Below are 25,113 nucleotides of genomic sequence, written 5' to 3'. Positions count from 1 at the left end.
ATATCCATTTTAAACTGGTTACTAACCCACTGATGTCTTTCATCAAGAACCCCTTATCCTTCAATAACATCAGGAATTCTACTGAATACTCAGCAGCTTTTCTGACCATTTCATCAACTTAACTGCTCTTAATCTGCCTTAAGATTATTTTAAGGGTAGTACACGGCGACTAATCCAGCCACTCACCACAAAAAACGGTGCTTGCAGGCCCTGTCATTGTGACCGGAGTTAGCGGTCCTTGCCAATCGATGGTGAGGCTCCCCCCAGGTTGACTAACCACAACGCGCTCTTGGAGCAGTCCACAACGACGGCCTACTGATACGGCCGCGCAAGCATTACTGCCACAAGCCAAGGTTTCACCCGTCCCCCGTTCGTAAACGCGCAGTCGAATATTTTGAGGATCGATGACTTGCATAAAACCTACGTTGGCACCTTCCGGAAAACACTCATGCACACTTAAACGGGCTCCAACCTTACTTACCTCTTCGGCATTGATACGTTCTACCGGAATTATCGCATGGGGATTTCCGATATTGACTACACCCAGCCTTACTATTTGATTATCCACAGCAATGTCATAGAAATTGGCTACATTGGAGGCGATAAAAGGAATTTCTGTAGGCTCAAAGCGCGGAACGCCCATTTTCACGGATACTTTACCATCGGGTTGTATTTTCAATTCTAATATCTCGTTGAGGGTAGAAATACGCAGCTCTTCTCGATCGCTTAATTGATGAGCTTGGATGAAACGTGCAATGCAACGAGCGCCATTCCCACATTGCCCTACCTCACTTCCATCGGAATTAAAGATCCGAAAATGAAAATCAACTGAGTCATTTTTGGGAGGTTCGATCACCAATAATTGATCAAAACCTACCCCAAACCGCCGATTCGCCATTTTTTGAATTTGCGATGTCGTTAATTGAAAAGAGTTTTCTGTGGCATCAATGACCACAAAATCATTACCCGATCCCTGCATCTTAGTAAAGTTAACTTTCATTGGAATCCGACTCCTGACTCTGGGCTGCCACCGGCGGTAAATATAAAGCCCCTTTCGAACCACACCCCCCCATGAAAAAAGTAAGGCTTATTATTAATAATAATTTTTTCATGATGAAATGATATATCAATGCGTCCTCGCACACCACTGTGTGTTGAATGATGAGCATACTAGAACGACTAACCATCCTCTTTTGTGATATCCTTGACACATCCTCTAAGAAAGGTTCCATTACTGGCGAATTCAGTAGAGGAATAGGGATACAGCGAATTCGTTAGATTGCGATCATTAACAATCATTTCACCTGTTAAATAAATAGCTTCATACGGCTAAGGCTTGCTATGAAAATACTCGTAATTAACAAACTGAGGTATTTTTCCGCAATCGTTCCATCTAAATTTAACCTTTTATTGACGAGTTCCTCTAAAAAGATCTCCATAATATACTTCAATTCTCTAAGGTCATAGAGAGTTGTCGACATTTTCCTGGATCTTGGCGAAAATTGGAGAGTTGTAGGAGAGGATTGTAGGAAATTACAAAGAATATAAACCGGAGCGCAAACTTCACCTTTTAGATTGAAATGAGCGGGATGTAGAAGAATAGGCGCACATTTTTTAGACCATAACTTTCTACATAAATTTTTTGTATCAACTCTGAAGACCCATAGAATTATCAGTGGCAGGCCTAAATCCAAGTAATACGCTAAACGTTAGTGAAAATAAAAGGTGCTGAGCAGTATCTGCTAAATACGGATTTTGTTTTAAGTTACGGTGATCTTGTGCGCGAGATAACGCATATTGATAAAACATTTGTTTCGCTCATAGCTAGAAGCAATCCAAGCGTTTTTAAGTAATATTGAATAGAGCTCTTTCCCTTGCGGATCTTTCCTCATTTTCAGTGATAGCCTTAAAAGTTTCTCATTGCCCAACTAAATTTTTGGGTGGTAGAGAGTTAACGTTAAAATCTCTCTTTAAGTTTTTATGGAATGTAGCGTCCCGATATTTGCCAACAAAAAAATGCTGCGAGCGCCGCCAGTCACGCCAAAAACCTTAATCGGCAAGATTGGGCGAAGATCTAATTCTCTCCATAAAGCAGAAAAAGTCCCCGGCGTTACAATAACTATTGGCAACGTATAACGAGGAGTATTGATAAAGACTTCGTATGAATTCTTTAAGATAATTTCTGCGGACAATCCATTTTCCAGATATAAAAAGGTCGGAACGAATTTTTTTGTTAACATCTGGGTGGATGACGGGAACAAGTTCACCCCTCAAGGGGAAGATGAAATAATCCTTATTTGATAAAAGTAGTCGCAAATGGGTAACTTAATTTATACAGCGAAAACTGATTGTTGGGGTCAAGCTGTTCAATAGCTTTAGCAAGCCCAGGATTGACCCTATAAACAGCAGCACGAAGTCCGCCAAGTGACTGTTGCAATGCCGTTCTTCATAATCATTTTTGTTTGCCATTCTCAAAGGAAACGAATTAAGACTAAGAGAAAATACTACACTTTAAATACAATGATTACTCAACTTGACTGGGCATGATGCTTTTTAATCAAGCTTGCTTATTCTGAATCAAAAAGACAACCAATGACTTAGCTCCAGCTTCTTTAAAGCTGTAATCAACGCTTTTTTATTTTTACCAATTAAATTTTAATCTAATGTTTTGAACATAGAATTCAACGGTTCGAATTGATAAAGATAAACACTCTGAAATTGATCTATAACGCCGCCCCTGGATTAACTAAGACAGCGATTTTAACTTCCTGCTGCATTAAATAAATCTCTGGATATAACTCTCCCACGTAATACCGCTTTAACAATGACATTATCTTTTGATGTTGTTCTTTACCTTCCCTATATCAGAAATACTTTATGGATCTTCGTCCTGTTTTCTTTGCGCAAGAGTCCTTCTTAACCGAAAGAGTAACTTTTTACTCTTACTGATCGCAATATTTCTCCTTTTTCTAAATAATATATTAATTCCTTCTCTGAATCTAGTTATAGGCTATCAAGGTCTACTAATTCAGTGTATCATAGCGTGAATTGTTATATCCACTTTTTTAATAAAAGAAAATTATATGATATTTATTTTTATAAAATATTTTTCCTTTAGCGCTTTATCTTTTTGGGAAAATTAGGTTTAAAATCCCTTCAAATTGAAAAAAGTGAGCGTCTGAAATGAAACCGCCATTAGAAATCATAACCATCCCTTCCGCTAAGCCCGCCGTTGGAAGTATCATCTGGTTGCATGGACTGGGGGCTGATGGGTATGATTTTGCAGATATTATACCGCGGTTGGGGTTGCCGGAGAATTTGCATTTGCGATTTTTGTTTCCTCATGCACCAATTCGGCCCATTACGGTGAATGCGAATATGCAAATGCGAGCTTGGTATGATATTTACAGCCTCGAGGATCTATCATGCGAAGATAAAAATGGTATTGCCCAAACGCAGCAATCGATTAATCGATTAGTTGAGCAAGAAATTTTATCCGGAATCCCAAGCGATCGAATTGTTTTAGCGGGATTCTCGCAAGGGGCCGCGATGAGTTTGTATGCTGGGCTTTGCTATTCAAAACCACTAGCAGGTATCATCGCGTTGTCAACCTATCTTCCGTTAGCCAATCATCTACCAAAAGAAAATAGTGCGGCCAATCGATCTATCCCTATTTTTATAGCCCATGGCAGCGCTGATCCTGTATTACCAATAATTTTGGGGAAGCAAGCCACTCATTTTTTAAAAGAATTAGGCTGTTCCGTGGAATGGCATGAGTATTCGATGGAACATCAAGTGTGTCAGGACGAAATCGAGGCGATTGGAAAGTGGCTAACCGATCGCTTTCCTTAAACATTCTAGTTCTTCTATCGTGCCAACGTTAAACCATTTCCTTCGATACAACTCTCCACTAACTGTCCCACGCGAAATGGCTTCAAAGAACGATCAAATGAAAAATCAGACCAAATATCTGCGCTCATCATAACAAATGGTTCATTTCGCAACAAAGGCAATGCTTGAAAAACCCTACCCCCTGTCCTCAATAAGCGATCCCTTTCATGAGAATAATGAATGCTTACACCATATCGTTCTTACCATCACCTAAATGGCTCACTATTTGTTCGGCATGGTGAGAAATATTAACAATAATCTCATGAATTCCGGCTTTTTTCAACACCTTTGCATTGTGTTCAATTAAATTTTCAGAACTAATAGATAATAAAGGTTTAGGAAGCGTATCAGTCAATGGTTTTAAGCGAGACCCTCGTCCAGCTGCCAATATCATTGCTTTCATTATAATTATCTCTTTTCAAGTAATGATTTTAGTCCCTTAAGCTCAGAATATCGTTCACACACGGCCAAAGCGTATCGCATCACTCTGGGAATATACTGCAAATATGAGGGCTTCCCATCCCGTTCATTTAATCGAGCAAAAAGACCAATACATTTTAAATGGCACTGCAACCCAATCCAATCAAACCAGCGAAGGAACTCCCTTTCATCTTTCTCCTCTAACAACCCCGCTTGACAAGCTTGGCGTTGGTAAGCGAACACCCACGTCTTTACCTGATCAATCGGCCAATCGATATAGCAATCTCGCAACAGAGAAAGTAAATCGTAAGTCACTGGTCCATACAACGCATCCTGAAAATCTAGGATACCAGGTTGATGGTGGTTGGCAACCACAATCAAATTGCGTGAATGATAGTCACGATGGGTGCAAATTTGCGGCTGGGATAATGCTGTTTTAATTAACAACTGAAAAACATTCTCTAGCGTTTCCTCCTCTTTTAAAGACAAGGGAGTCTTCAAATATTTTTCGAGATACCAATGGTAGAAACCACGACATCTCTTGATAATAAAGATCAGCCGTAAATTTTGGTAAAGCATAGTCTTCAATTTTTTGGCACGATTGAATGCGAAAAAGATCATTAAAAGCACATTTATACAATTCATCGGCCGTTTTTTTATTAAGTGCGTGCACGTATAATTGATCGCCAAAATCTGTTAATAACAAAAATCCCTGTTTCTTATCTTCAGCATAAATAACAGGGATATTTAAACCCAATTTGTAAAACACTTTTGCAATAGCAATAAATGCTGCACAAAATTCTTTTTGTAATGAGGCATCCATAGCGACATAAGTAATGTCTTTACAATAAACACAAAAGTAACGACGCACACTGGCATCCCCAGGCAAAAGCGAGAGACGTTTAAATGGCTGTTCCAATACAGTATTTAACCAGTTTTCGAATTCTTGACAACGATTTTCAATACGCTCTTTCATCATATACAGCCGTTCAACGGGAACTCCTCGTAGCCAAATCCCTTCATAGGGGTTACCATTCCCAAACCGACATCGAATAAAAGAAATTTCGCAATGAAGCAGGGAAAATCATTTATTTTTTACTGTCTGGTTTTGCTGTTATGTGTTTTCCAGCAACTGGGCGGTGCTGTGACAGTAAGCATGGCTAAAGCTATCAAAACTACCGATAGAAAACAACGCGCCTCAGAGACTCTACCCACCGGTTTGTCGTATCGACATTTTTACCAGCATGTCGCTCATTTACTCGGCTGGGTCCCCACACCCAATCTCATTTGTGGAGGTTACTTCAAAGAACCATTGATACTCACCAAACACCACCACCCCGGCGGACCAGCAACAAAAGAGCCCACTATCGTCACGGCCAAAGGACCCTCCATGGTCACAGCTCAAGGCGTTTCTATCTTACGCAAAGATGTTGTCGTCACCCAACCCAGCCGTATTGTAAAAGCTGATAAAGCCTATATTTATGGAGACAGCAGAACAGATCATGTAACTAAAATTATTTTAATTGGCCATGTCCGCTTGCACGAAGCGGACAAACGTGTTGTCGCCGATAAAGGAACACTGACGCTTTATCCCAAAACCGCGACACTAATGAATGCGGCTTACCACATTTATAACGGGGAGCCTTACTTTTATAAATTTAAATATCCCTTCGACGCGTGGGGCATTGCCAAACACACCGTACGCGACGCATCAAACGTAATCACCTTGCGTCATGCTACTTACAGCACTTGTAAGCTGACAGCTCCAGCGTGGTCAATGAGCGCAACAACGCTTGTCTTAAACAGAAATACTCATCGAGGCGAAGCTTACAATATGCTTTTGTATATCAGCAAGGTTCCTATTTTTTATTTTCCTTATTTTAGTTTCCCAATTGATAATTATCGAAAAACGGGTTTTTTAATCCCGTACGTTGGGCATAGCTCGAGCTCGGGTTGGTTTTTTGCTTTGCCTTTTTATTGGAACATGGCGCCCAATTACGATTTAACACTAATCCCCGAGTTTATGTCTGAACGCGGACTTAATTTGCAGAGCCTTTTTCGTTTTTTAATCACCAAAAACAGTGGAAATATTTATTTAAACTATCTCCCCAATGATAAAGTGTTTCAACAGTTTCGAGAGACCACCCTTAGTAAATTTCTGCCGTCCGTTTTAGCAAGACACCATGCTTTTATTTTGTATGTAGATAAACTCAAAAAAATTAAAAATCAGCGCGCTTTTTTTTCGATGAATGAAACCACGTTTTTTAATTCCGAATGGTCTTCACGGGTTATTTTAAATTACGTCACTGACCCTTATTTTTTTCAAGATCTTGGCAGCCAGCTGGGCAGCAGTTCTCTTTCCAACCAATTGCTTAATCAGATTGATTTACAGTACAATGGACTGCGTTGGCAATTTATGGGAATGTTACAAGCGTATCAAACGCTTCACCTAATTAGTCAATGGACAACTCCGACACTAGATCAATATTCCCGGTTACCCGATTTTAACGTTATAGGTTATTACCCTGACATCGTTCGAGATGTGGATTTTAATTTTAACGCTGAGGCCATTAACTTCGACTATCGTAGCGACTTCGTCCCTGATAAACCAAGAGGACAACGGTTTCATATGCGACCAGGTATTAGTTTTCCGCTTTATTTCAGTTCCGGCTACATCATTCCCCAACTATGGGCGGACGCCACTGCCTATAACATCACGCATTTTCAGCCCGGACAAGCACACACTTCCAGCCGTTTGTTACCTATTTTCGATATCGATTCAGGGCTTTATTTTGATTGCAGCTTCCATCTCGGTCATCGGTCCTTTATTCAAACACTCGAACCCCGATTTTTCTATTTGTACGTCCCCTATCAAAATCAAGATCGTTTCCCTAACTTTGATACGGTCTTGTTGCCGTTCTCTTTTGAACAATTATTTGCCTTAAACCAGTTTACGGGAAACGATCGTTTGCAAAATGCCAATCAAGCGAGTTTTGCGCTCACTTCACGAATTTTGGATGCTAAAAATGGTAGTCCTATTTTAACGGCCAATGTTGGATTTATTTATTACCTTGAAAACCAACGTGTTTGCCTCACTCCGGAATGCACCCCGACTAATTATCATTATTCACCCATCATCGGCGAACTCACTTTTTATCCTTTCCCTTACTGGTCTTTTACTGGCAGCTTAGCGTGGGATCCCAATTGGGGGCAAACGAATAACACTTCCGTTGAACTAGCCTATAACAATAGGGGGGGGAAAGCTGGTATTCGTTATCTATTTGTCCACAGGAATGAGGGTTCCATCGTCACATCCACGCCCATCATTGTTCCAGAGAACGCATACAGTCAAAACACCAACTACGTGATCTCTTCAGGAGCCTGGCCGTTGTTTAAAAAGTGGAGTGCTGTCGGCTATTGGGATTACAATATTACCCAACGTCATACCGATGTCTATTCAATCGGTGTACAATACAACACTTGTTGCTGGGCATTAAGTTTCAGCATACGCCGCACTTATGCGGGTTTGAAAGTCAATCCCAATGGAACTCTACAAAGGCAGTACGACACGGCTTACGGGTTTGAACTCCAGTTAAAAGGGTTGGGTAATTTGGGGACGGCTCCCATTTCAACAGTAACGGTGTTGGATGCGATGAATAATGGTGTTTCTAATGATGTGAGGTAGTTATTATGTGGAAAAAAATATTAACTTCAATGGTAATTATTTTGAGTGTCACAAGTATCAGCGCTTTTGCACAATCAACTTTGCCGGCCCCAAACGCCACCCACGAACAATCTTTGGACAAAATAGTAGCCGTGGTTAATGATGAAATTATTACTCAAAGTGCACTCAATCATGCGTTAACGGCTGTAAAGCAACAATGCCTGCAGCGTCAAATTTCGCTGCCTGGTCAGAAAACATTTAAAAAGCAAGTGCTCGATCAATTAATTTATCAAAAATTACAATTACAGGTTGCTAAACACAATCAAATTAAAGTCACCAACAGCGAAATAAATGCGGCGGTTGCGCGTATATCCGAAGCCAATCATTTATCACAAACCGCTCTCAAAAAAAAATTGACTCGGGAAGGAATTTCTTATAAGGAATTTTGTAGTCAATTACAAAAACAATTAATCATTTCAAAGTTGCAGCACCAAGCGTTGCAAGACACTATTTCAATCAATAAATCCGATATCGCAGCTTTTCAAAAACAACATGCCAGGCAAATTGCCTCAACAGAATATCACATCGCGACCATACTTATTCCCTTACCGGCTTCCGCCACCCAAGCACAAATTTATCATGCCAAGGGCAAAACCGCTCTGGTTTTAAAGCAATTACAAAAAGGTTCAAGCTTTGAAACAGCAATGAAAATGCACCCTGGCAGTGCCGATCTTGGCTGGCGTTCTGTTAATGAGCTGCCCAAAGTGTTTGTTAAGACTGTATTGAAAATGAAGCCAAACGAGGTGACTGGTCCCGTTCAAGCCCCCAATGGTTTTCATATTATCAAGTTACTGGATAAAGAAGCTAAAAACACTGTTACCAATCAGCAAATCCAACAAATCGTTTACCAACAAAAAGTGGAAAAAGCGTTGAAAAAATGGCTGACTCAATTGCGTAGTTCCGCTTATATTCACATTTATGCTGATTCTTAATGAAATCGATTGTGATTACGCTCGGCGACCCCGCAGGCATTGGGCCTGATATTTTAATAAAATTGGTACAGCATAATCTTTCTGTTCCGCTCTACGTTATTGCCGATCAGGATTTATTAGCAAATCGCGCTAACAAGCTAGGCCTTACGCTTCCATCAAGCTTAGTTATACAGCATGTACCTTTAAAAAAACCCTGCCTCATCGGAAAACCCAATCCCGCTAACGCTGAATATATATTAGAAACTTTGCGCATCGCTGCAATGGGTTGTCAGCGTAATGATTATAAAGCAATGGTCACTGGGCCGGTGAGCAAAGCGGTTATAAACAAAGCAGGTATCGCTTTTACCGGCCATACCGAGTGGCTTGCCAAGCTCACTGGCGTTCAACGAACAGTTATGCTTTTTGTAACAAATGAATTGAAAGTCGCTTTATATACCACTCATATACCCTTGGCTAATGTCCCTTCCTCATTAGCCCCTTCGACACTAAAAGAATCCATTCAAATTTTGCAAAAAGGATTACAAAAATACTTTTCCATCCTGAATCCCCGCATTATAATTTGTGGCTTAAACCCTCATGCCGGTGAAAATGGTTACTTGGGGAAAGAAGAAACTAACGTCATTGAGCCCGTCGTTAAAGCACTAAACACTGAAGGTTTTTTATTAACCGGTCCCCTTCCTGCCGACACCGCCTTTACGCCCAGTCATAGTCATCACGCTGATGCTATTTTAGCGCTATACCACGACCAAGGTCTGCCCGTTGTTAAAGCACTTGGATTCGGCCAAGCCGTCAACGTGACCTTGGGTCTCCCTTTCCTTCGGACCTCTGTCGATCACGGCACTGCTTTTGACCTCGCCGGCACCGACCGTGCCGATGAAAGTAGTCTACTAGCCGCTGTCAAACTAGCGGCTACTCTTTCATAAAAGAACCGGTTTTTTCTATAAGTTTCCTACTAAAACCAATTCTTTTGACGACCCACTGAAGAAAGTGTATTTTACCTGGGATCCTATCATTATCCACAAGTGGATAATTAAAGCCGTTATGCGGGTAATTCTAAGAGTGGGACAAAATTGTTTATTGAAAGAAATGCACTTAAATTTCTCGACGAGTGGCTAACCGAAAAACAGCGCAAACCGTTGATCATCCCCGGTGCTTGCCAAGTTGGCAAGACCGCGTTGTTCGGCGGTTTGCGTTTCTCAAAAAAACGTTTAATTGAACTTAACTTTGAACAGGTTATTCCCATTGAGATAAAATCAGCCAGTACAAGCATTTTGCAGTCTTTACATGTGCTTATGGCACAAAAACAGTTAGATCGGTCCGTTCCTATTAATGGCAATTTACCCACTCAGGTACGAGTAAATACAAAAACACCGACCGGAAAGCGTCTCAACTATCAATTATCACTACCATTTCATTTGATTAGTCAACTGCAGCATTTGTTTGGCAAGGATGTCTGATGAAAAAAATGCCGGTGCGCAAGCGTTTTGCTCAGCACTTTCTCCATGATTCCTTTGTTTTGCAGAAAATCGTCAGTGCGGTCCATCCCAAAAAGACGGATATTCTGGTGGAAATTGGACCGGGTCGTGGAGCCTTGACGAATTATTTATTAACGGAATGCGATAATTTAGTTTTGCTTGAGATTGATCGGGACTTGGTTGCTTTTTTGCAAAAGAAATATAACCAGCAAAAAAACATAACGATTCATCAAAATGATGCTTTACAATTTAATTTTTTATCCCTAAAAACAAATAAGCCACTTCGTGTTGTCGGCAATTTACCTTATAACATTTCAACGCCCCTGCTTTTTCATTTGTTTTCTCAAATACATTGCATTGAAGACATGCATTTTATGCTGCAAAAAGAAGTGGTCAGGCGAATTACGGCTGAGGTGGGGAGTCACGATTACGGGCGCCTCAGTGTAATGGCTCAATATTTTTGCGACAACACTTATCTCTTCACCGTATCACCTCAAGCACTTATCCCACCGCCCCAAGTGGAGTCGGCTATTATCCGATTGATCCCTCGCCACAATTTTACGCCAGTCGCCAAAAATTTGGATCAACTGAGTCATATTGTGAAAGAATCTTTTAGCTATCGTCGAAAAACGGTTGGTAATGCGCTCAAAAAATTAATAAACCCGTCGCAGTGGCCATTGCTTGAAATTAACCCACAATTACGGCCTCAAGAATTAACAGTACAAGATTTTGTTAAAATCAGTAATATAATTAAACTAAAGGCCAACTAGGAGTTTGTTCCAAGATGCACTACAAAAATATGTATTAGCCGCCATCGACCTTTCTCCACGCAGTCAAGAAGTCATCGACCGCGCCGCCGAAGTTGCGACAAGTAATAACGCAACACTGGATGTCGTTCATCTAATAGAACATTCACCCGTTACTTACGGCGGTGAATTTTCTATTCCGATTAACGTGAACTTAGAACAAACGATCGAATCCGACACCCGAAAAGCATTGACTAAACTTTGCCATACCGTGCAGGCCCCTCTGAAAGACAACACACATTAAGCGGTGTGGTAAAACACATGGTGATTGAACTGGCCGAAAAATTAAAGATCGACCTGATCGTCGTAGGCATCCATGGCTACCACAGCCTGGATAAGTTGTTAGGCTCTCGAGCCAACGCCATTTTAAATGTAGAAACTTGCGATGTGCTTGCGGTGCGGATGAAAGGAATAACATTAATTCTGATTCTGAATTGATAATTTACTTTACGTTTTAACGTATGGTACTACCGTTAATGAACAAGGGAAACAATAGGGAAATTGAGTAATGGAACCACATTGTAAAATATAGCGTTTCCTTATTTTCACCTATTCTCTTAACCTTTAATAAATTTCATTTTTTAAATGAGCTTTGTAATGAAAAAATTGGTTTTATCAACCCTTATTACCTTTTCTTTAAGAATTTTTTGCTATTGGGAATGGCATTTAATAATCCTTTTAATCAACTATTAAAAATGCGTTTCCTCCAGCAAGTGAATGCGGCATTCCTAATCCAAGCCTTGCTCTTGATGAGCCTGCAAACAAACTTTTTCCATTGTTTCACGGCAGCGTTAGTGACAGGACACCAATCGCGTGGCATAGGTAATTGTACGGTCCCTCACATTTACGCTAACCTTAATGCCATGCTCCATATGGGATACACCTATTCGAAGATATATGACAAAGTATAACCCCCCCGTGAGTGTGAGTGAATGTGCAGGAGATTTGCAATGTTGGAATGAAAATTATGAAAAATGCAGTATCGAATAGGAAAAAAATCAAAGCCCCAGCAATTGCTTAATTGCTGAGGTTTTGACGGGATAGGACATTAATCCAAGTCTCGCTATGCATCAAAAATTAGTTTCATTCTTTTTTTAATTATTATTTTATTTTTAATAAATTCTGCCGCTTCAGCACATCTCGCTGAAACAAATTGTTTCCCCTTCATTTGGAATGCTCATCAATTTTACATTGGCATCAGCCTTGGTTATGGAAGTGCTGACTGGAATCAACTCGTTGCAAGAGGAACACCAGATGATATGACTCTACTCACCACCTCAGCGCCAATTGCCACAAAAGATCGAGGTTTAATCTACGGGTTTGTAGCCGGATATGAAGTTCAACCTCTCTTTGCTTTTGAGTTGAACTATACTCGTTTTCTCAACACAAGCATTTTTTTGAGGATCTGAATGTTTATAAAGTACGGTTTTGGCTTACTTCCCCTATGCAATCTCTTACCTATGCTTACAATTTTGTTGGAAAATTCATGGTTCAATTAGGACGATCGGGAATTCGCGATTTTGCTAATGCAGGCGCTGCATTCATCCATCGACATGATTTTCTCGTAAACGGCAATCATATCAACCCTACTTTTTGGGTAGGCCTTAATCGAATATTTCAAAGAACACATAATGCTTGAACTCAGTTTTCAATATTATGCTGGTTACGGAAAAAACAGTTTTTATCCCTGCAATTAATTACGTTCCATTTTTATACGTCCTAACCCTCAAACTAGCGTACAGTTTTTGAACATATTGCGTTGGCGAATTCTTTCTCGTAACCTAATGATAATTCACTAATGGAAATAATTTGATGAATGATGAATCAGTTGAAAATACGTTGGTTAAAGCTATCCTCGATGACCGCCGCGCCGAGCGTCGATGGCGGAATGTTCGGTTTGTGGGTTGGATGTTTATTTTATTGTTATTCGCCATATTAATTTTCGCGCCTTCTGCGTCGGAATTAGAAGCGCAGCGGGGTGATGACGCTTATGTGTCGTTAGTGAGAATGAATGGGACAATCATGTCGAACACGAACTTTTCTGCGCTTCGTGTTGTCCCTGAATTAAGCAAAGCCTTTGCAGACAAAAAATCTAAAGGCGTGGTTTTGTTAATTAACTCTCCCGGCGGAAGTCCCGTTCAGGCCTCGATCATTCGCGATAAAATCATCGAATTAAAAAAACAATATCATAGAAAAGTAGTTGCCGTTGGAGAAGACGAATTGGCTTCTGGTGCGTACTTAGTCTCCACGGGGGCAGACAAAATCTACGTTAACAACGATACGTTAACTGGCTCAATCGGTGTGATCATGGGTGGTTTTGGGTTTGTAGACGCTTTAAAAAAAGTCGGGATAACTCACCGTTTGTTTGTAGCCGGCGATCATAAAGACCGTCTTGATCCTTTTCAATCGCTGAAGCCCGAAGATATTGAAAAAATAAACAAAATATTGGCCGAAGTGCACCAAAATTTTATTAACCAAGTTATTCAGGAGCGTGGGAATCGGTTACATGGCGATCGTCAAGAAATCTTTTCTGGGGATTTTTGGACAGGCAAAGAAGCAGCTCAACTGGGTGTTGTGGATGGCACTGCTAATTTATGGACCGTGCTCGAGCAAGAATTTGGCGTGAAAGATTACAAAGACTACACCACGCAGATGTCTTTTCTTCAAGCCTTATTTCATAACACGGCAACAGAACTTTACTTCCACCTGACAAATGAAACTTCACCTCTTCGTGAGCAGATGCAAGTCGATTAACGAGAGAATGGAATGGATGCTTGGCCTATCACTTCCCGCGAAAAGGCGGATTTAAAATATCCAGGTAATACATATATCATCGGGGATGTTCAAGGGTGCTATCGCAAGTTGAAAGAATTATTGGAGCTTATCCAATTTGATTCGACTAAAGATCGCCTCGGGTTCGTGGGAGATTTAGTTAATCGCGGCCCGAATTCTTTGGAAGTGTTGCGTTTTCTCAAATCATTGTCTTCCCCTCTGATTGTTCTTGGCAATCATGATTTATTCTTATTAATTTTGGGCTACGGTTTAATGCCCGAAGATTCTTACAAACATACCTTGCACGCCGTTTTACGAGCACCTGATAAATTAGAATTATTAGAATGGTTACGCCACTGCCCCCTTATCCGTTATGAAAAATCGCTTTCTGCCGTGTTAGTTCATGCTGGATTACCACCACAGTGGAACGTTAAAGAAAGTATCCTCCGTGCTGAGGAAATTTCCACCGCTTTAAAAGGGCCTCATTACCTCGCTTTTTTGAAAAATTTATTCGGCAATGAACCCTCCCAATGGAAAGAGCATCTCGAAGGACAAAATCGGTTGCGTTACATTTGCAATGCATTCACTCGTATGCGTTTTTGTGATGCCAAAGGCCGACTTGACCTGGAATCTGAAGGAAAAACCAGCCAAGAGCCTTCACACTTTAGACCTTGGTTCGAATGGCGCAAGCCCCAAGAAGATAATGTGGATATCGCTTTTGGTCACTGGGCCGCTTTAAACGGTCAATCCACCGCCCCACATACTCACGCTCTCGACACTGGCTGTGCCTGGGGTTATAGGCTAACTGCGATAAACTTAAAAACCAAAGAACGATTTTCCGTGCCTTGCCAGTCGGCATTGCGGATGTAACTCTCCCTATTGACGCAGCGAATTTTCACGTTAATATGTTAATATGCTTATTTAAGTACTTTAAATATAAGATTATCTATATAGTTGGATCTTTCCGCCGATCAACACGAGCCCGTCATTATTAAAACGGCCTATAAAGAAACCGTGGCCATCCTCTCTTCGCGATTTTTAGGCTCTGAAAGAAACGACCTATCCGCTCAGGAAACTAATGCAGCCACCTTAGTGAATCTATTCACAGCTTAAAACACGGTAAAACGCAAAAAAGAAATTAACGGAAGATTAATACAAATTTCTTTCACGCCGGAGCCTGGGAAGATTATTTATATTGGCAAAAATTAGATAAAAAATGCTTCACCGAGTTAATGAACTAATTAAAGAATATTATGCCCGAGTCTTTTTCTGGAAAAGGAAAACTGGGGCCTTTGACATTTGAACTACAGGGATATTGGTCTAGACGGCTCAATCAAGAACATCGATTAGTCTATAAAATCTTAGATAATTCCTTAGTCATTATTTCTGCATAATTTCACTATAACAGCTTTAATTCTAAAAACTGAAAAGAAATGTTTTTTCTTTAATTTTTATGATTCCATGAATTATGATTTTGCTTTACCATTATTATAATATTTTCTAAAATTTTATTTATTGATAAAATTAAGAGGAATTAAATATGTCTTGCTCTCAAAATGAATTTGATATCCTCTATTCAAGCTTCTACCTCTCTTCAAGCCGTTGTTGACCAAGATTAAGGAAATAACGAAATTAAAACCGTGGTGACCTTTGAATCGGAATTGAACCCGGAAACTATTAATACGACTAGATATCGGCCGATACAGAACGCAGCTCTTGATATCTATGAAAATAATAAGAGCTTGAGACTGCAAGTTTTTTTTAAATTTTTTCGGAATTGTATTTGGATTTATTTCTCTTGCGAACCCATGAATTGGTTATTACGAGAAACTAGTATGAAAGATGCGCTTATCTATATCATCGCTTTATCAGCGGCTATTTATACCTGGGATCGCGGTCAGCAACTCGGAGTACCCGGGACGAGATAAACTAAAAATGTAACGCCCAAAAGCGGCTTACTTCGCCAGTGTATTCACCAGTTTACTTGAAGGGTTAACTCAGTTTAACCTTATCGAGTTTGGAAAGTTAGCTTTGATGCGTGTTCAGTGGAAAAATTTTTTAAAAACTTATATTCAGGCACCCTCGGTTTAAGCAGCATCATCGGCGCCGTTCCGGGCGCTTATATGACAAATAGTTTTTCGCTTGTATTGCTTCAAATTTAGATCCTATTATTATCAGCTTATTTGTTGGCATGGCGGCAACCGCTTGCAACATTAGCTCTACAAAATTAATTGACGTGATAAACGCAAAGTGTTTCCCTGAAAAAAGTGCTGTAGAAATTGATTCTGAGACGGTTGGTTCAGAAATAGAAATAGAAATTGAGAGTGAAGAATCAAGTAACGTTAGCGAGAATCAAACATCAGTTTCTACTTCTCCTAATTCATTATTTAATGAGAATGCTGAAAAGCCTAACGATACTGAGCCTGACACTAGTTCAAATGATCCCTCTATTATGAAAACACGTTTATAATCTGATAGTAAGAAAAATATTCCAAACTAGATCGATAACAATTTTAGAGCGTATAATTCAGTTAAAAATTTCTTCCGTATAACCGTTTTAATTCTAAGAATTGAAAAGGATAAGGATTTTTTTCCTCCCGTTCGTGTTTAATTTTTGAGGTAATTTTCCATTCTTTATCGTTCCATTTAGGAAAATAAACATCTCCTTCAAAAGAATGATCGATGATAGTCAAGATCATTTTATCGGCCTTCGGCAATGCCTCTTTGAAAATGCGAGCACCACCAATGATTATTACTTCGAGTTCATTGGTCAGTGCGCTCAATGCGTCATCTAAAGAATAGAAAATATCACAACCCCTAATAATTAAATTTTTTTGCTGCGTAATGACAATATTTCGGCGGTGAGGCAAAGGTTTCCCAATGCTATCAAAAGTTCGTCTGCCCATCACAATCGACTTGCCAAGCGTAATCGATTTAAAATGGGCTAAATCGGGAGGCAAATGCCACGGCAGCTCGTTATTCCGGCCAATCAGTCGATTTTTATCCATCGCGGCAATTAGAGTAATAATCATTGGCTAATTTTTGAGGGTTCGTTTTTTCCATAAAATTTCAGACCGATTTCAATACGCGAACGTCCATTTTTTAAGACGCCAGCGATTGGTGTCTCGCAAAGAATAAATGCAGCCGCAATATTCTTGTTGATAAAAATTCTCTTCTTTGGATAATTCAATCATGCGTTGCAAACCGCCTTGCTTACACCAATTTAAAGTCCAATAAAACATATTAGGGTATTTATTCGCCGCTCGAACGCCGCATTCATTGATTTGATCCATGTTCTTCCAACGCGAAATTCTAAGAGTACTTGAAATAATGGGGAAACCATTTTCATAAGCGTAGAGCGCTGTGCGCTCAAAACGCATATCAAAACACATCGTACAACGCGACCCCTGCTCGGGCTCGTATTCCATCCCTTTCGCTCGTGCCAACCAATTATCGCGATCGTAATCTACATCGAAAAAAGGAACGCCAAGCTTTTCGGCGAAACGAATATTTTCATTCTTTCGAATCAGATATTCCTTTTTTGGATGAATATTGGAATTATAAAAGAAAATGGTAAAATGAATTCCCGGCACTGCCAATTTTTCCATAATAGCACTCGCACAAGGCGAAAAACAAGAATACAACAACCGATAGCCCCCGTTAGGTAATCTCAATTCAGTTTGATTTTTGTTTATCATGATCAACCCATTTTTCTCCCGCAAAACCGTCCTCGAGGTTGTTAAAGAATACAGTACTTTCACGGCCAAGACGGGAGGATGACGCATACTGGTATCGTTCCTGCCATGCAGGGCCCGCATCCTTTGTTCAAACTGTGACCTGATTACCGCGAGGCCCTTACATTCTCTAATTTGAACCATTATAAACCAATGAAAGAAGGAACATAAATGATCAAATCAAACTGCAAATTGTGCAAGGCGGCTAGTTCCAACCTCTAATTCTACTATTCTTCTTCCTTTTGGGAGCAACTATGTTGAAATATCCATTCAGGGATTGGATGTGACACAGAAGGAAAAAACCAAACTTGCACTCCGGTACTGTGTATCAGGCAAAGTGCAAGGTGTATTTTTTTCGAGAGCGTGTGTAAAAAAGCGGAAGAGCTTCAATTAACAGAATGAGTGAAAATCTTTCCCACGCAGATGTTGAGCTGTTGGCCTGCGGAGAGCGCGATTCTATTATGATTTTGACGAATGGTTATGGGAAGGTTCTCCATAAGCTGCAGTCAGTAATGTGAATTGGGAAGAAATCGTCGTCGAAAACTACGGCGATTTTCGGGTGAGATCATTAACGAAATCACTTAAGTCTTCAAAAATAGGTACATCTTCTAACCCTTCGCCATTAGCTACCGTTTTTTCACCGTTACCTGTTTTTACTAAAACGGGCAGACATCCCACCGCTCTCGCGGCTTGTATATCCCCCAAGCTGTCCCCCACCAATGTACTTCCCTTTAATTTTTTGGGGAAATCTTCAGCAATCAAATCGAGCAATCCTGGCTTAGGTTTTCGACACGGGCAATTAGCTTGGGGTACATGGGGACAAAAATAAATATCAGTCACTCGACCACCCGCCTTCGCCAATTCACGGCGCATTTTTTCATGAATCGCTTCGAGAATATCCAACGAATAATAACCACGATCAACGCCTGATTGATTTGTAGCAATGACAACTTGGTATCCAACCTGATTCAAACGAGCAATTGCAGAAAGACTACCGGGGATGGGAATCCATTCATCGGGATGTTTAATATAATTTTCCGAATCGTAATTAATCACACCATCGCGATCTAAAATAATTAATTTTTCTTCATCCGACATATTAATCTTCTCTCAACCAAAAACGGTTTTTCCCGAAATTAATTTATAGCCATGGGCGTTAATAAAATCGCCGGTTGAACAAACCCGCTTACCTGGTAATTGTAACTGATGGAGCCGCAAAATGCCGCTCCCCGCTGAGATAGAAATACCCTTCTTGTCGGCGCCAACAAAAACCCCTGGCTTAAAGTCCACTTTTTCATCGACAACCGTCGCCCGCCAAATCCGCATCGGCTGACCTTCGAAATAAGTAAATGCAACGGGCGTCGGATTAAATGCGCGCACTTGTTGCGCTATTTCCACTGCCGATTTTCGCCAATCAATCAGTGCTTCTTGCTTTTGAATTTTCGATGCGTAGTTAGCCGATGCCTCGTCTTGTCTTTCTAATCGAATACCGTCTTTTTCTAATTTAGCTAATGTTTCCAACAGCAAATCCGAACCGATCAATGAAAGACGGTCATGTAAATCAGCTGCAGTATCTTCAGATAAAATAGCACACGCGCTTTTAGCAAGCACATTGCCAGTATCCAACCCTTCATCCATTTGCATAATACTAATCCCAGTTTCCCGATCGCCTGCTAAAATAGCACGCTGAATAGGGGCTGCACCGCGCCAACGAGGCAACAACGAAGCATGAACATTCACACACCCTAACCGGAAAGCATTTAATACCTTCTTAGGCAATATCAACCCGTACGCCACCACGACCATTACGTCTGCATTTATTGCAATTAATTTTTTTTCCTCCATCTCATCCCGTAACAAAAAAGGTTGGATAACAGGTAATTTATTTAGTTTAGCTATTTCTTTAACCGGACTTTCAATGATTTTTTGCCCTCGCCCGGAAGGACGATCCGGTTGCGTATATACGGCTAAGACGCAATGAGAAGAATCAATCAACGCGCGAAGCGTTGGGACAGCAAATTGTGGCGTTCCGGCGAAAACGATTTTAAGCGACATGAAACTCACTTTTATTAATTTTAAGTTTCCTTGGATAAAGAAAGCAAAATCCAAGAGCTTCTGCTGAATCAATCAACCCATCCAAAAAAACACGGCCAGGGAAGCCGACGAATTGTTTGGGCTAACCATAAGCTGTTCGGACGGCGGCTCTTCCGAGCTCTCAAGAACGAGTTCACGACGTTCCCGCCTAAACGATTCGTCAGCTTCGCTACATACGGGCTAACCTTTATTATTGTCACTGTATTGCACCTACCCGCAATGTACTATTATTTTTCGCCATGCCAAATTCTCAATTAGACTCAGAATGGACGAAAACGCCGAATCACGATATTTTGACGCTCGCTCATCCCCCCCTACCCTATTTTATTGAAGGAAATCCGCGATCCACCTAAAAAACTCTACATCATGCGGAACCCTTTAATATTAAATAAGCCGCAATTTGCCATCGTTAGTGGCCATAATCCGACCGTCACCGGCCGCGAAATCGCACAAGAAATAGAAGAGAAACTCGTTCAAGCTGGTTTTTACATCAGCAGCGGCTTAACTAATTTATATCCTCGGCGCCACCATAGTATCTGGCCGAACAAATTTTCCCCAAAGGCACCCTCCTCTCAGAATTCCCCCTAGCCATGGCGCCGCTTCCCAGCAACTCTCCTCGGCCGCAATCGCATCATCAGCGAATTAAGCCTCGGCACGCTCGTTGTGGAAGCTAGCTTGCTTGGGTTCTCTGGTCACCGTGAAATTAGCCGCCGAACAGAACTGAGAAGTTTTCACCATCCCAGAGTCAATCCGAAATCCACTTTCCCACGGGTGCCATATTCTCACCAAGAGGGGCTAAACTAGTTGATTCTATAGCGGATGTTATTGCAGAATTGGGCTACTAAGGCTACGGGTGCTAGCATTCCAATTCAAACACTTGATAAGAATGAACACAAACTGTTAGAGTGCATCGGATTTGAGGTCACTTCCATAGATCAACTGATCGCTCGCAGTGGCTTTTCGGCTTCCATCTCGTAGCCTCGTTATTGCTAAGAATAGAATTCTAAGACCCTTAAATCAACACCTGTCGGTGTTATACGGGTGAAGCGATGAAAGACGAAAGTGTATTAAACGTATTAATGTATTTATTTAAAAACCATATGCAAGAAAATTGCACCCTGGATTTAGGAGAAAAAAAACTTCTGGTCCAATTAGAAGAACTCGGATTCCACCGCACTGTCATCAACCAAGCCTTGAGCTGGCTTAATAACCTCTCCTACTCAGCTCGCGAATCCATGAAACTCCCCCAAAAAAACTCATTTCGTGTTTTCAGCGATTACGAATGCGACTTATTAGATATCGAGTGTCGGCGATTTCTAATCACCTTGGAAAAACAGGCGATACTTAACCCTCACACCAGAGAACTCATTATCAATCAAGCTCTTGGACTTTCCTGCGAAGGAATTGACGTAAGTCTTCTCAAATGGGTGACCTTAATGGTTCTTTTTAATCAATCCAGTGAGAAAGAAGCTCTAGCCAGCATGGAACTGCTGGTTCTTGACGACACAGTAGGTGGTGTACATTAATCATGGTTAAATCTTTAGTCGTAGTCGAATCGCCTACCAAAGCGAAAACGATAGAAAAATATTTAGGTAAAGACTTTAAAGTCATGGCCTCTTATGGTCACGTGCGCGATCTTATTCCCAAAGAAGGTGCCGTCAATCCCGACGATCATTTTAAAATGCATTATGAAGCCATTGAGCAAAATATTCGACACATGGATGCTATCGCCAAAGCACTCAAACCTTGTCATAACTTATATCTTGCCACCGACCCCGATCGCGAAGGGGAGGCCATTGCATGGCATGTCAAACAAATACTGGAAAGCCGTAATAGTTTAAAAGACAAAAAATTTTCACGCGTTGTCTTCCATCAGATTACTAAAAAAGCCGTTCAACATGCGATTGAAAATCCGCGCGATATTTCCGCGGACCTTGTGAACGCACAACAAGCACGACGCGCATTGGATTATTTAGTCGGTTTTAATCTGTCACCATTGCTATGGAAAAAAATTCGTCCCGGTTTATCTGCCGGCCGCGTACAAAGTCCCGCACTTCGTTTGATCGTCGAAAGAGAAATTGAAATTGAGAATTTTAAAAGTCAGGAATATTGGACTATACACGCCGATTGTCACGCGCAACAACAGCCTTTTAACGCGCATTTAATCGAATTGCAAGGCGAAAAGATCGAACAGTTTTCAATTGTTAATGAAAGACAAGCCCACGAAACACGCGATGCCATTGCGCAAGCTGCCAACGGAAAATTGACAGTTGCTAAAGTCGTTAAACGAGAACGAAAACGAAATCCAGCATCCCCTTTTATTACTTCAACCATGCAACAAGAAGGCGCACGCAAACTCGGTTTTTCTGCTTCAAAAACGATGCAAATCGCTCAACAATTGTATGAAGGCGTTAATCTCGGTGAAGAAGGCGCGATGGGTTTAATCACTTATATGCGAACCGATTCTGTCACGCTTGCATCCGAAGCGTTACAAGAAATCCGTGAATTAATCAAAGAGAAATACGGCCAAGAAAATTTACCGGAACAAACATGGATTTATAAAACGAAATCAAAAAATGTACAAGAAGCGCACGAAGCTATTCGTCCTACCTCGGCGTTTCGCACTCCCGAAAATTTAAAAAAATATTTAAGTAGTGATCAATTAAAACTTTACACCTTAATTTGGAAACGAACGATCGCCTGTCAAATGATCGAAGCGACTTTACACACCGTGGCCGTCGATTTAAAGGCTCCCAATGCAATTTTTCGGACTAACGGTTCAACCATTGTAAGACCAGGATTTATCTCGGTTTATCAAGAGACTTTCGATGACAAGAAAAAAGAAGAAGAAAGCGGTAGTAAAATACTTCCGCCGTTGGAAGAAGGTCAAGCCGTTGATGTTAATAAAATTAAAAGCGAGCAACATTTCACTGAACCTCCACCTCGTTATACCGAAGCCAGTTTAATAAAAACACTTGAGGAATACGACATTGGCCGACCTTCTACTTATGCCAGCATTATTGCGACTTTGAAAAACCGTAAATACGTCGATGTGGATAGTAAACGTTTTATCGCCACTGATATTGGCCGCATCGTTAACCGTTTCCTTACGCATTATTTCACTAAATACGTTGATTATGGATTCACCGCTAAATTAGAAGACGAACTCGACGACATTGCCCGCGGTGAAAAAACGTGGATTCCCGTTTTAGAAATCTTTTGGTCACCGTTTAAAAATTTGGTTGACCTGACAGAAAAAACAGTTAAACGTAGCGATGTGACGCAAGAAAAAATTAATGAAAAATGCCAAAAATGCAGCGCTCAATTATCCATCCGGCTAGGTAAGCGCGGGCGTTTTATCGGTTGCACGGCTTATCCCAATTGTGATTATACACGCAACCTCACTGAAACTGCGACTGAAGCTCAATCCGTATTCGAAGGACGGCAGTGTCCAAAGTGTCAATCCAATTTAATTATAAAAATGGGGCGTTACGGAAAATTTATCGGTTGTAGTGGTTATCCTAATTGCAAATACATGGAACCCTTAGAAAAACCAAAAGACACCAATGTAACTTGTCCAAAATGTAAAAAAGGCACCATCCTACAACGTAAATCTCGTCGCGGCAAAATTTTTTATTCCTGCGCCCGTTACTCCGACTGCGACTACGCTCTGTGGAACGAACCCGTTGCCGAAGTCTGCTCCAAATGCGGCTGGCCTATTTTATCGATAAAAACAACAAAAAGTCGCGGCACAGAAAAAGTATGTCCCAAAAAAAGTTGTAACTTTGTAGAAGCATATGATGGAGACAAATCATTGCTCAATTAATCTTCTTTTAAGTCATGAATAAAAGCACAGCCATCAAGCTATGGGCTCTTTTAAAAAGAATCCGCCCGATTCGTAGCAAAATGATTTAATTAATTGAAAACATACGATCACTATTAAATAACTACGGAGATAAACCGATGAACAAAATTCTAGTGGCTATTTTAATGGCCTCCGACAGCGATCTTACTACCATGGAAACAGCTTTCACCGAATTAAAATCGTTGGGTATTCCTTTTGAAGCTCATATTGTTTCCGCTCATCGCACTCCCAAAGAAACTGTCGAATTCGTAGAAAATGCTGACAACCGCGGCTGCGTCGTCTTCATCGCAGCCGCAGGCCTCGCCGCCCATCTCGCTGGTACCATTGCTGCACATACCATCAAGCCAGTAATCGGCGTTCCAATGGCAGGTGGCAGTCTTGGCGGATTAGATGCATTATTATCAACAGTACAAATGCCAGGCGGTGTTCCCGTTGCTTGCACAGCGATTGGAAAAGCAGGTGCGAAAAATGCAGCCATCTTAGCGGCGCAAATTATCGCCCTCCAGGATAAAACCATCGCACAAAAGTTAGTACAACAACGGATGGCAAAACGTGAAACGTTAAAAAAGGTGGATGAAAATCTACAAACTCAGTTATAAACATGGACGATTATATCCAGTCAATCAACGAGGCGGTTAAATGCTCACGCCAAGGCGGAGTAATCGCTTATCCCACTGAAGCCGTTTACGGTCTAGGCTGCGACCCATTCAATTACGATGCTGTCGCTCAATTACTGACAATTAAAAAACGCTCGATAAAAAAGGGGCTCATTCTCATCGCTTCCGAATGGAAGCAAGTCGAACCGCTCACCGAGCCCATCGATCCTAAAGCATTGGCGCGCGTGTTCTATACATGGCCAGGGCCTTTCACCTGGACTTTTCCTGCCAGCAAAGAAGTGCCTCATTGGATAACCGGCCAACACTCAACGATCGCTATCCGCGTCACCGCACATCCCATTGCTAAACTCCTTTGCCAACGATTTACAGCCCCCTTAATTTCCACCAGCGCCAACCAAGAAGGGGAGCCTCCCATCCGCGATGTAAAAATTCTTCGCATGGTATTCGGCAACAAAATCGATAAAATTTTAGAAGGCCCCCTTGGTCCCACCCATCGACCTACACCCATACGCGATGCAATAACGGGGGAAATTTTGCGTTTATAAAATCCGTATCATTACCCACTGTGGCAAAAGACATAAACACCTTAAACCTGTATCCGCGCAGGCGGAAATAGCAAATGCTAACGTTGAAAACGCGTGTGCGATTGAAGGCCGGCTCACGGGCCCAGCAGCAAAAGTACCCCATATGAGCGAAGCGAAATACGGAGACGATAGACGAGATCATTATTTTCCCGTATTCTGCTTTGCTCCATACGTATATTGTGAGTCCGTATTCTTAACA

At 41.1% G+C, this 25,113-nt stretch carries 23 protein-coding genes and 7 pseudogenes; 18 read left to right on the top strand and 12 right to left on the bottom strand.

Features of this window, described 5'->3' with window-relative positions; translation table 11 throughout:
- Positions 1 to 169: 169 nt before the first annotated feature.
- The 4 genes from dapF to FIV31_RS08470 form a co-directional block, all read right to left on the bottom strand.
- On the bottom strand, positions 170 to 1,000 hold the full coding sequence (gene dapF, locus FIV31_RS03605; RefSeq protein ID WP_280123844.1) for a diaminopimelate epimerase: 831 nt from the start codon (positions 998 to 1,000) through the stop codon (positions 170 to 172).
- Positions 990 to 1,112: an LPS translocon maturation chaperone LptM gene (lptM, locus tag FIV31_RS03600; protein WP_425278262.1), complete on the bottom strand. Its 123-nt coding sequence runs from the start codon at positions 1,110 to 1,112 to the stop codon at positions 990 to 992. Before lptM ends, dapF begins: the two co-directional genes overlap by 11 nt.
- Positions 1,113 to 1,970: 858 nt before the next feature.
- Positions 1,971 to 2,240 carry a hypothetical protein gene (locus tag FIV31_RS03595; RefSeq protein ID WP_280123843.1) on the bottom strand — a complete coding sequence of 90 codons (270 nt, stop codon included), beginning with the start codon at positions 2,238 to 2,240 and terminating at the stop codon, positions 1,971 to 1,973.
- Between the two features lie 401 nt (positions 2,241 to 2,641).
- Positions 2,642 to 2,719 (bottom strand): hypothetical protein, encoded by a 78-nt coding sequence (locus FIV31_RS08470; RefSeq protein WP_425278261.1) that lies wholly within the window; start codon positions 2,717 to 2,719, stop codon positions 2,642 to 2,644.
- Positions 2,720 to 3,183: 464 nt separating this feature from the next.
- On the opposite strand from FIV31_RS08470, the gene FIV31_RS03590 reads away from it, so the two are divergent.
- Positions 3,184 to 3,852 (top strand): alpha/beta hydrolase, encoded by a 669-nt coding sequence (locus FIV31_RS03590; RefSeq protein ID WP_280123842.1) that lies wholly within the window; start codon positions 3,184 to 3,186, stop codon positions 3,850 to 3,852.
- Here FIV31_RS03590 and FIV31_RS08465 read toward each other — a convergent pair.
- The 4 genes and pseudogenes from FIV31_RS08465 to FIV31_RS08815 form a co-directional block, all read right to left on the bottom strand.
- A pseudogene (locus FIV31_RS08465) lies at positions 3,832 to 3,939 on the bottom strand (mannose-1-phosphate guanylyltransferase); the annotation flags it as partial. The gene FIV31_RS03590 and the pseudogene FIV31_RS08465 overlap by 21 nt on opposite strands.
- A 2-nt stretch (positions 3,940 to 3,941) precedes the next feature.
- Positions 3,942 to 4,294, bottom strand: a pseudogene (locus FIV31_RS03585) (sugar phosphate nucleotidyltransferase); the annotation flags it as partial.
- Between the two features lie 5 nt (positions 4,295 to 4,299).
- Complete coding sequence (locus FIV31_RS08820) at positions 4,300 to 4,800, bottom strand: aminoglycoside phosphotransferase family protein (protein WP_482766017.1); 501 nt, start codon at positions 4,798 to 4,800, stop codon at positions 4,300 to 4,302.
- Positions 4,748 to 5,290: a hypothetical protein gene (locus FIV31_RS08815; protein WP_482766015.1), complete on the bottom strand. Its 543-nt coding sequence runs from the start codon at positions 5,288 to 5,290 to the stop codon at positions 4,748 to 4,750. Before FIV31_RS08815 ends, FIV31_RS08820 begins: the two co-directional genes overlap by 53 nt.
- A gap of 90 nt (positions 5,291 to 5,380) precedes the next feature.
- On the opposite strand from FIV31_RS08815, the gene FIV31_RS03575 reads away from it, so the two are divergent.
- From FIV31_RS03575 to FIV31_RS03525, 11 genes and pseudogenes are all read left to right on the top strand, one after another.
- A complete protein-coding gene (locus tag FIV31_RS03575) occupies positions 5,381 to 7,996 on the top strand; it encodes an LPS-assembly protein LptD (protein ID WP_280123841.1) in 2,616 nt (871 codons plus the stop codon).
- A gap of 5 nt (positions 7,997 to 8,001) precedes the next feature.
- Positions 8,002 to 8,967, top strand: a complete 966-nt coding sequence (locus FIV31_RS03570) for a SurA N-terminal domain-containing protein (RefSeq protein WP_280123840.1) — start codon at positions 8,002 to 8,004, stop codon at positions 8,965 to 8,967.
- Positions 8,967 to 9,890: a 4-hydroxythreonine-4-phosphate dehydrogenase PdxA gene (pdxA, locus tag FIV31_RS03565; protein WP_280123839.1), complete on the top strand. Its 924-nt coding sequence runs from the start codon at positions 8,967 to 8,969 to the stop codon at positions 9,888 to 9,890. Before FIV31_RS03570 ends, pdxA begins: the two co-directional genes overlap by 1 nt.
- Before the next feature lie 147 nt (positions 9,891 to 10,037).
- Entirely contained in the window at positions 10,038 to 10,424 is a 387-nt protein-coding gene (locus FIV31_RS03560; RefSeq protein ID WP_280123838.1) for a hypothetical protein, read from the top strand.
- Positions 10,424 to 11,212 (top strand): 16S rRNA (adenine(1518)-N(6)/adenine(1519)-N(6))-dimethyltransferase RsmA, encoded by a 789-nt coding sequence (gene rsmA / locus FIV31_RS03555; RefSeq protein ID WP_280123837.1) that lies wholly within the window; start codon positions 10,424 to 10,426, stop codon positions 11,210 to 11,212. Before FIV31_RS03560 ends, rsmA begins: the two co-directional genes overlap by 1 nt.
- Before the next feature lie 14 nt (positions 11,213 to 11,226).
- Positions 11,227 to 11,686, top strand: a pseudogene (locus FIV31_RS03550) (universal stress protein).
- A 1,006-nt stretch (positions 11,687 to 12,692) separates the two neighbouring features.
- A complete protein-coding gene (locus FIV31_RS03545) occupies positions 12,693 to 12,887 on the top strand; it encodes a hypothetical protein (protein ID WP_280123836.1) in 195 nt (64 codons plus the stop codon).
- 173 nt (positions 12,888 to 13,060) lie between these two features.
- Entirely contained in the window at positions 13,061 to 14,002 is a 942-nt protein-coding gene (locus FIV31_RS03540; protein WP_280123835.1) for a S49 family peptidase, read from the top strand.
- Between the two features lie 12 nt (positions 14,003 to 14,014).
- Entirely contained in the window at positions 14,015 to 14,890 is an 876-nt protein-coding gene (locus FIV31_RS03535; protein WP_280123834.1) for a symmetrical bis(5'-nucleosyl)-tetraphosphatase, read from the top strand.
- A 282-nt stretch (positions 14,891 to 15,172) separates the two neighbouring features.
- A pseudogene (locus tag FIV31_RS08460) lies at positions 15,173 to 15,414 on the top strand (Txe/YoeB family addiction module toxin).
- Between the two features lie 797 nt (positions 15,415 to 16,211).
- On the top strand, positions 16,212 to 16,490 hold the full coding sequence (locus tag FIV31_RS03525) for a hypothetical protein (RefSeq protein ID WP_280123832.1): 279 nt from the start codon (positions 16,212 to 16,214) through the stop codon (positions 16,488 to 16,490).
- A gap of 61 nt (positions 16,491 to 16,551) precedes the next feature.
- Here the strand turns inward: FIV31_RS03525 and FIV31_RS03520 are convergent, their stop codons facing one another.
- The gene (locus tag FIV31_RS03520; RefSeq protein ID WP_280123831.1) at positions 16,552 to 17,052 is read right to left on the bottom strand and encodes a dihydrofolate reductase; all 501 of its coding nucleotides are present in this window, start codon (positions 17,050 to 17,052) and stop codon (positions 16,552 to 16,554) included.
- A pseudogene (locus FIV31_RS03515) lies at positions 17,049 to 17,849 on the bottom strand (epoxyqueuosine reductase QueH). The gene FIV31_RS03520 and the pseudogene FIV31_RS03515 overlap by 4 nt, the downstream one beginning before the upstream one ends.
- A 188-nt stretch (positions 17,850 to 18,037) precedes the next feature.
- Here FIV31_RS03515 and FIV31_RS03510 point away from each other — a divergent pair.
- Positions 18,038 to 18,319, top strand: a pseudogene (locus tag FIV31_RS03510) (acylphosphatase); the annotation flags it as partial.
- Here the strand turns inward: FIV31_RS03510 and gmhB are convergent.
- Entirely contained in the window at positions 18,298 to 18,852 is a 555-nt protein-coding gene (gene gmhB / locus FIV31_RS03505) for a D-glycero-beta-D-manno-heptose 1,7-bisphosphate 7-phosphatase (RefSeq protein ID WP_280123830.1), read from the bottom strand. The pseudogene FIV31_RS03510 and the gene gmhB sit on opposite strands and share 22 nt — an antisense overlap.
- A 12-nt stretch (positions 18,853 to 18,864) precedes the next feature.
- Positions 18,865 to 19,809: a methionyl-tRNA formyltransferase gene (gene fmt / locus FIV31_RS03500; protein WP_280123845.1), complete on the bottom strand. Its 945-nt coding sequence runs from the start codon at positions 19,807 to 19,809 to the stop codon at positions 18,865 to 18,867.
- Positions 19,810 to 20,087: 278 nt separating this feature from the next.
- On the opposite strand from fmt, the pseudogene FIV31_RS03495 reads away from it, so the two are divergent.
- From FIV31_RS03495 to tsaC, 5 genes and pseudogenes are all read left to right on the top strand, one after another.
- Positions 20,088 to 20,901, top strand: a pseudogene (locus FIV31_RS03495) (DNA-processing protein DprA).
- Positions 20,898 to 21,374 (top strand): Smg family protein, encoded by a 477-nt coding sequence (locus FIV31_RS03490; RefSeq protein WP_280123829.1) that lies wholly within the window; start codon positions 20,898 to 20,900, stop codon positions 21,372 to 21,374. The pseudogene FIV31_RS03495 and the gene FIV31_RS03490 overlap by 4 nt, the downstream one beginning before the upstream one ends.
- A 2-nt stretch (positions 21,375 to 21,376) precedes the next feature.
- On the top strand, positions 21,377 to 23,674 hold the full coding sequence (gene topA / locus FIV31_RS03485; RefSeq protein WP_280123828.1) for a type I DNA topoisomerase: 2,298 nt from the start codon (positions 21,377 to 21,379) through the stop codon (positions 23,672 to 23,674).
- Positions 23,675 to 23,811: 137 nt separating this feature from the next.
- On the top strand, positions 23,812 to 24,312 hold the full coding sequence (gene purE / locus FIV31_RS03480) for a 5-(carboxyamino)imidazole ribonucleotide mutase (RefSeq protein WP_280123827.1): 501 nt from the start codon (positions 23,812 to 23,814) through the stop codon (positions 24,310 to 24,312).
- Positions 24,313 to 24,314: 2 nt separating this feature from the next.
- A complete protein-coding gene (tsaC, locus tag FIV31_RS03475; RefSeq protein ID WP_280123826.1) occupies positions 24,315 to 24,875 on the top strand; it encodes an L-threonylcarbamoyladenylate synthase type 1 TsaC in 561 nt (186 codons plus the stop codon).
- Positions 24,876 to 25,113: the final 238 nt, after the last annotated feature.

The organism is Coxiella endosymbiont of Ornithodoros amblus (genome assembly GCF_019425495.1).
Classification (GTDB): domain Bacteria; phylum Pseudomonadota; class Gammaproteobacteria; order Coxiellales; family Coxiellaceae; genus Coxiella.
This window is presented reverse-complemented; position numbering and strand designations above follow the sequence as displayed.

Excerpts from the sequence above, each read along its gene's own strand:
- lptM (WP_425278262.1), bottom strand. The coding sequence starts at position 1,112 with ATGAAAAAATTATTATTAATAATAAGCCTTACTTTTTTCATGGGGGGG.
- FIV31_RS03520 (WP_280123831.1), bottom strand. The coding sequence starts at position 17,052 with ATGATTATTACTCTAATTGCCGCGATGGATAAAAATCGACTGATTGGC.
- FIV31_RS03575 (WP_280123841.1), top strand. The coding sequence starts at position 5,381 with ATGAAGCAGGGAAAATCATTTATTTTTTACTGTCTGGTTTTGCTGTTA.
- FIV31_RS03570 (WP_280123840.1), top strand. The coding sequence starts at position 8,002 with ATGTGGAAAAAAATATTAACTTCAATGGTAATTATTTTGAGTGTCACA.
- fmt (WP_280123845.1), bottom strand. The coding sequence starts at position 19,809 with ATGTCGCTTAAAATCGTTTTCGCCGGAACGCCACAATTTGCTGTCCCA.
- FIV31_RS08815 (WP_482766015.1), bottom strand. The coding sequence starts at position 5,290 with ATGATGAAAGAGCGTATTGAAAATCGTTGTCAAGAATTCGAAAACTGG.
- FIV31_RS03535 (WP_280123834.1), top strand. The coding sequence starts at position 14,015 with ATGGATGCTTGGCCTATCACTTCCCGCGAAAAGGCGGATTTAAAATAT.
- rsmA (WP_280123837.1), top strand. The coding sequence starts at position 10,424 with ATGAAAAAAATGCCGGTGCGCAAGCGTTTTGCTCAGCACTTTCTCCAT.
- gmhB (WP_280123830.1), bottom strand. The coding sequence starts at position 18,852 with ATGTCGGATGAAGAAAAATTAATTATTTTAGATCGCGATGGTGTGATT.
- purE (WP_280123827.1), top strand. The coding sequence starts at position 23,812 with ATGAACAAAATTCTAGTGGCTATTTTAATGGCCTCCGACAGCGATCTT.
- tsaC (WP_280123826.1), top strand. The coding sequence starts at position 24,315 with ATGGACGATTATATCCAGTCAATCAACGAGGCGGTTAAATGCTCACGC.
- FIV31_RS03590 (WP_280123842.1), top strand. The coding sequence starts at position 3,184 with ATGAAACCGCCATTAGAAATCATAACCATCCCTTCCGCTAAGCCCGCC.
- FIV31_RS03545 (WP_280123836.1), top strand. The coding sequence starts at position 12,693 with ATGCAATCTCTTACCTATGCTTACAATTTTGTTGGAAAATTCATGGTT.
- FIV31_RS03490 (WP_280123829.1), top strand. The coding sequence starts at position 20,898 with ATGAAAGACGAAAGTGTATTAAACGTATTAATGTATTTATTTAAAAAC.
- FIV31_RS03540 (WP_280123835.1), top strand. The coding sequence starts at position 13,061 with ATGAATGATGAATCAGTTGAAAATACGTTGGTTAAAGCTATCCTCGAT.
- FIV31_RS03595 (WP_280123843.1), bottom strand. The coding sequence starts at position 2,240 with ATGTTAACAAAAAAATTCGTTCCGACCTTTTTATATCTGGAAAATGGA.
- FIV31_RS03525 (WP_280123832.1), top strand. The coding sequence starts at position 16,212 with ATGGCGGCAACCGCTTGCAACATTAGCTCTACAAAATTAATTGACGTG.
- topA (WP_280123828.1), top strand. The coding sequence starts at position 21,377 with ATGGTTAAATCTTTAGTCGTAGTCGAATCGCCTACCAAAGCGAAAACG.
- pdxA (WP_280123839.1), top strand. The coding sequence starts at position 8,967 with ATGAAATCGATTGTGATTACGCTCGGCGACCCCGCAGGCATTGGGCCT.
- dapF (WP_280123844.1), bottom strand. The coding sequence starts at position 1,000 with ATGAAAGTTAACTTTACTAAGATGCAGGGATCGGGTAATGATTTTGTG.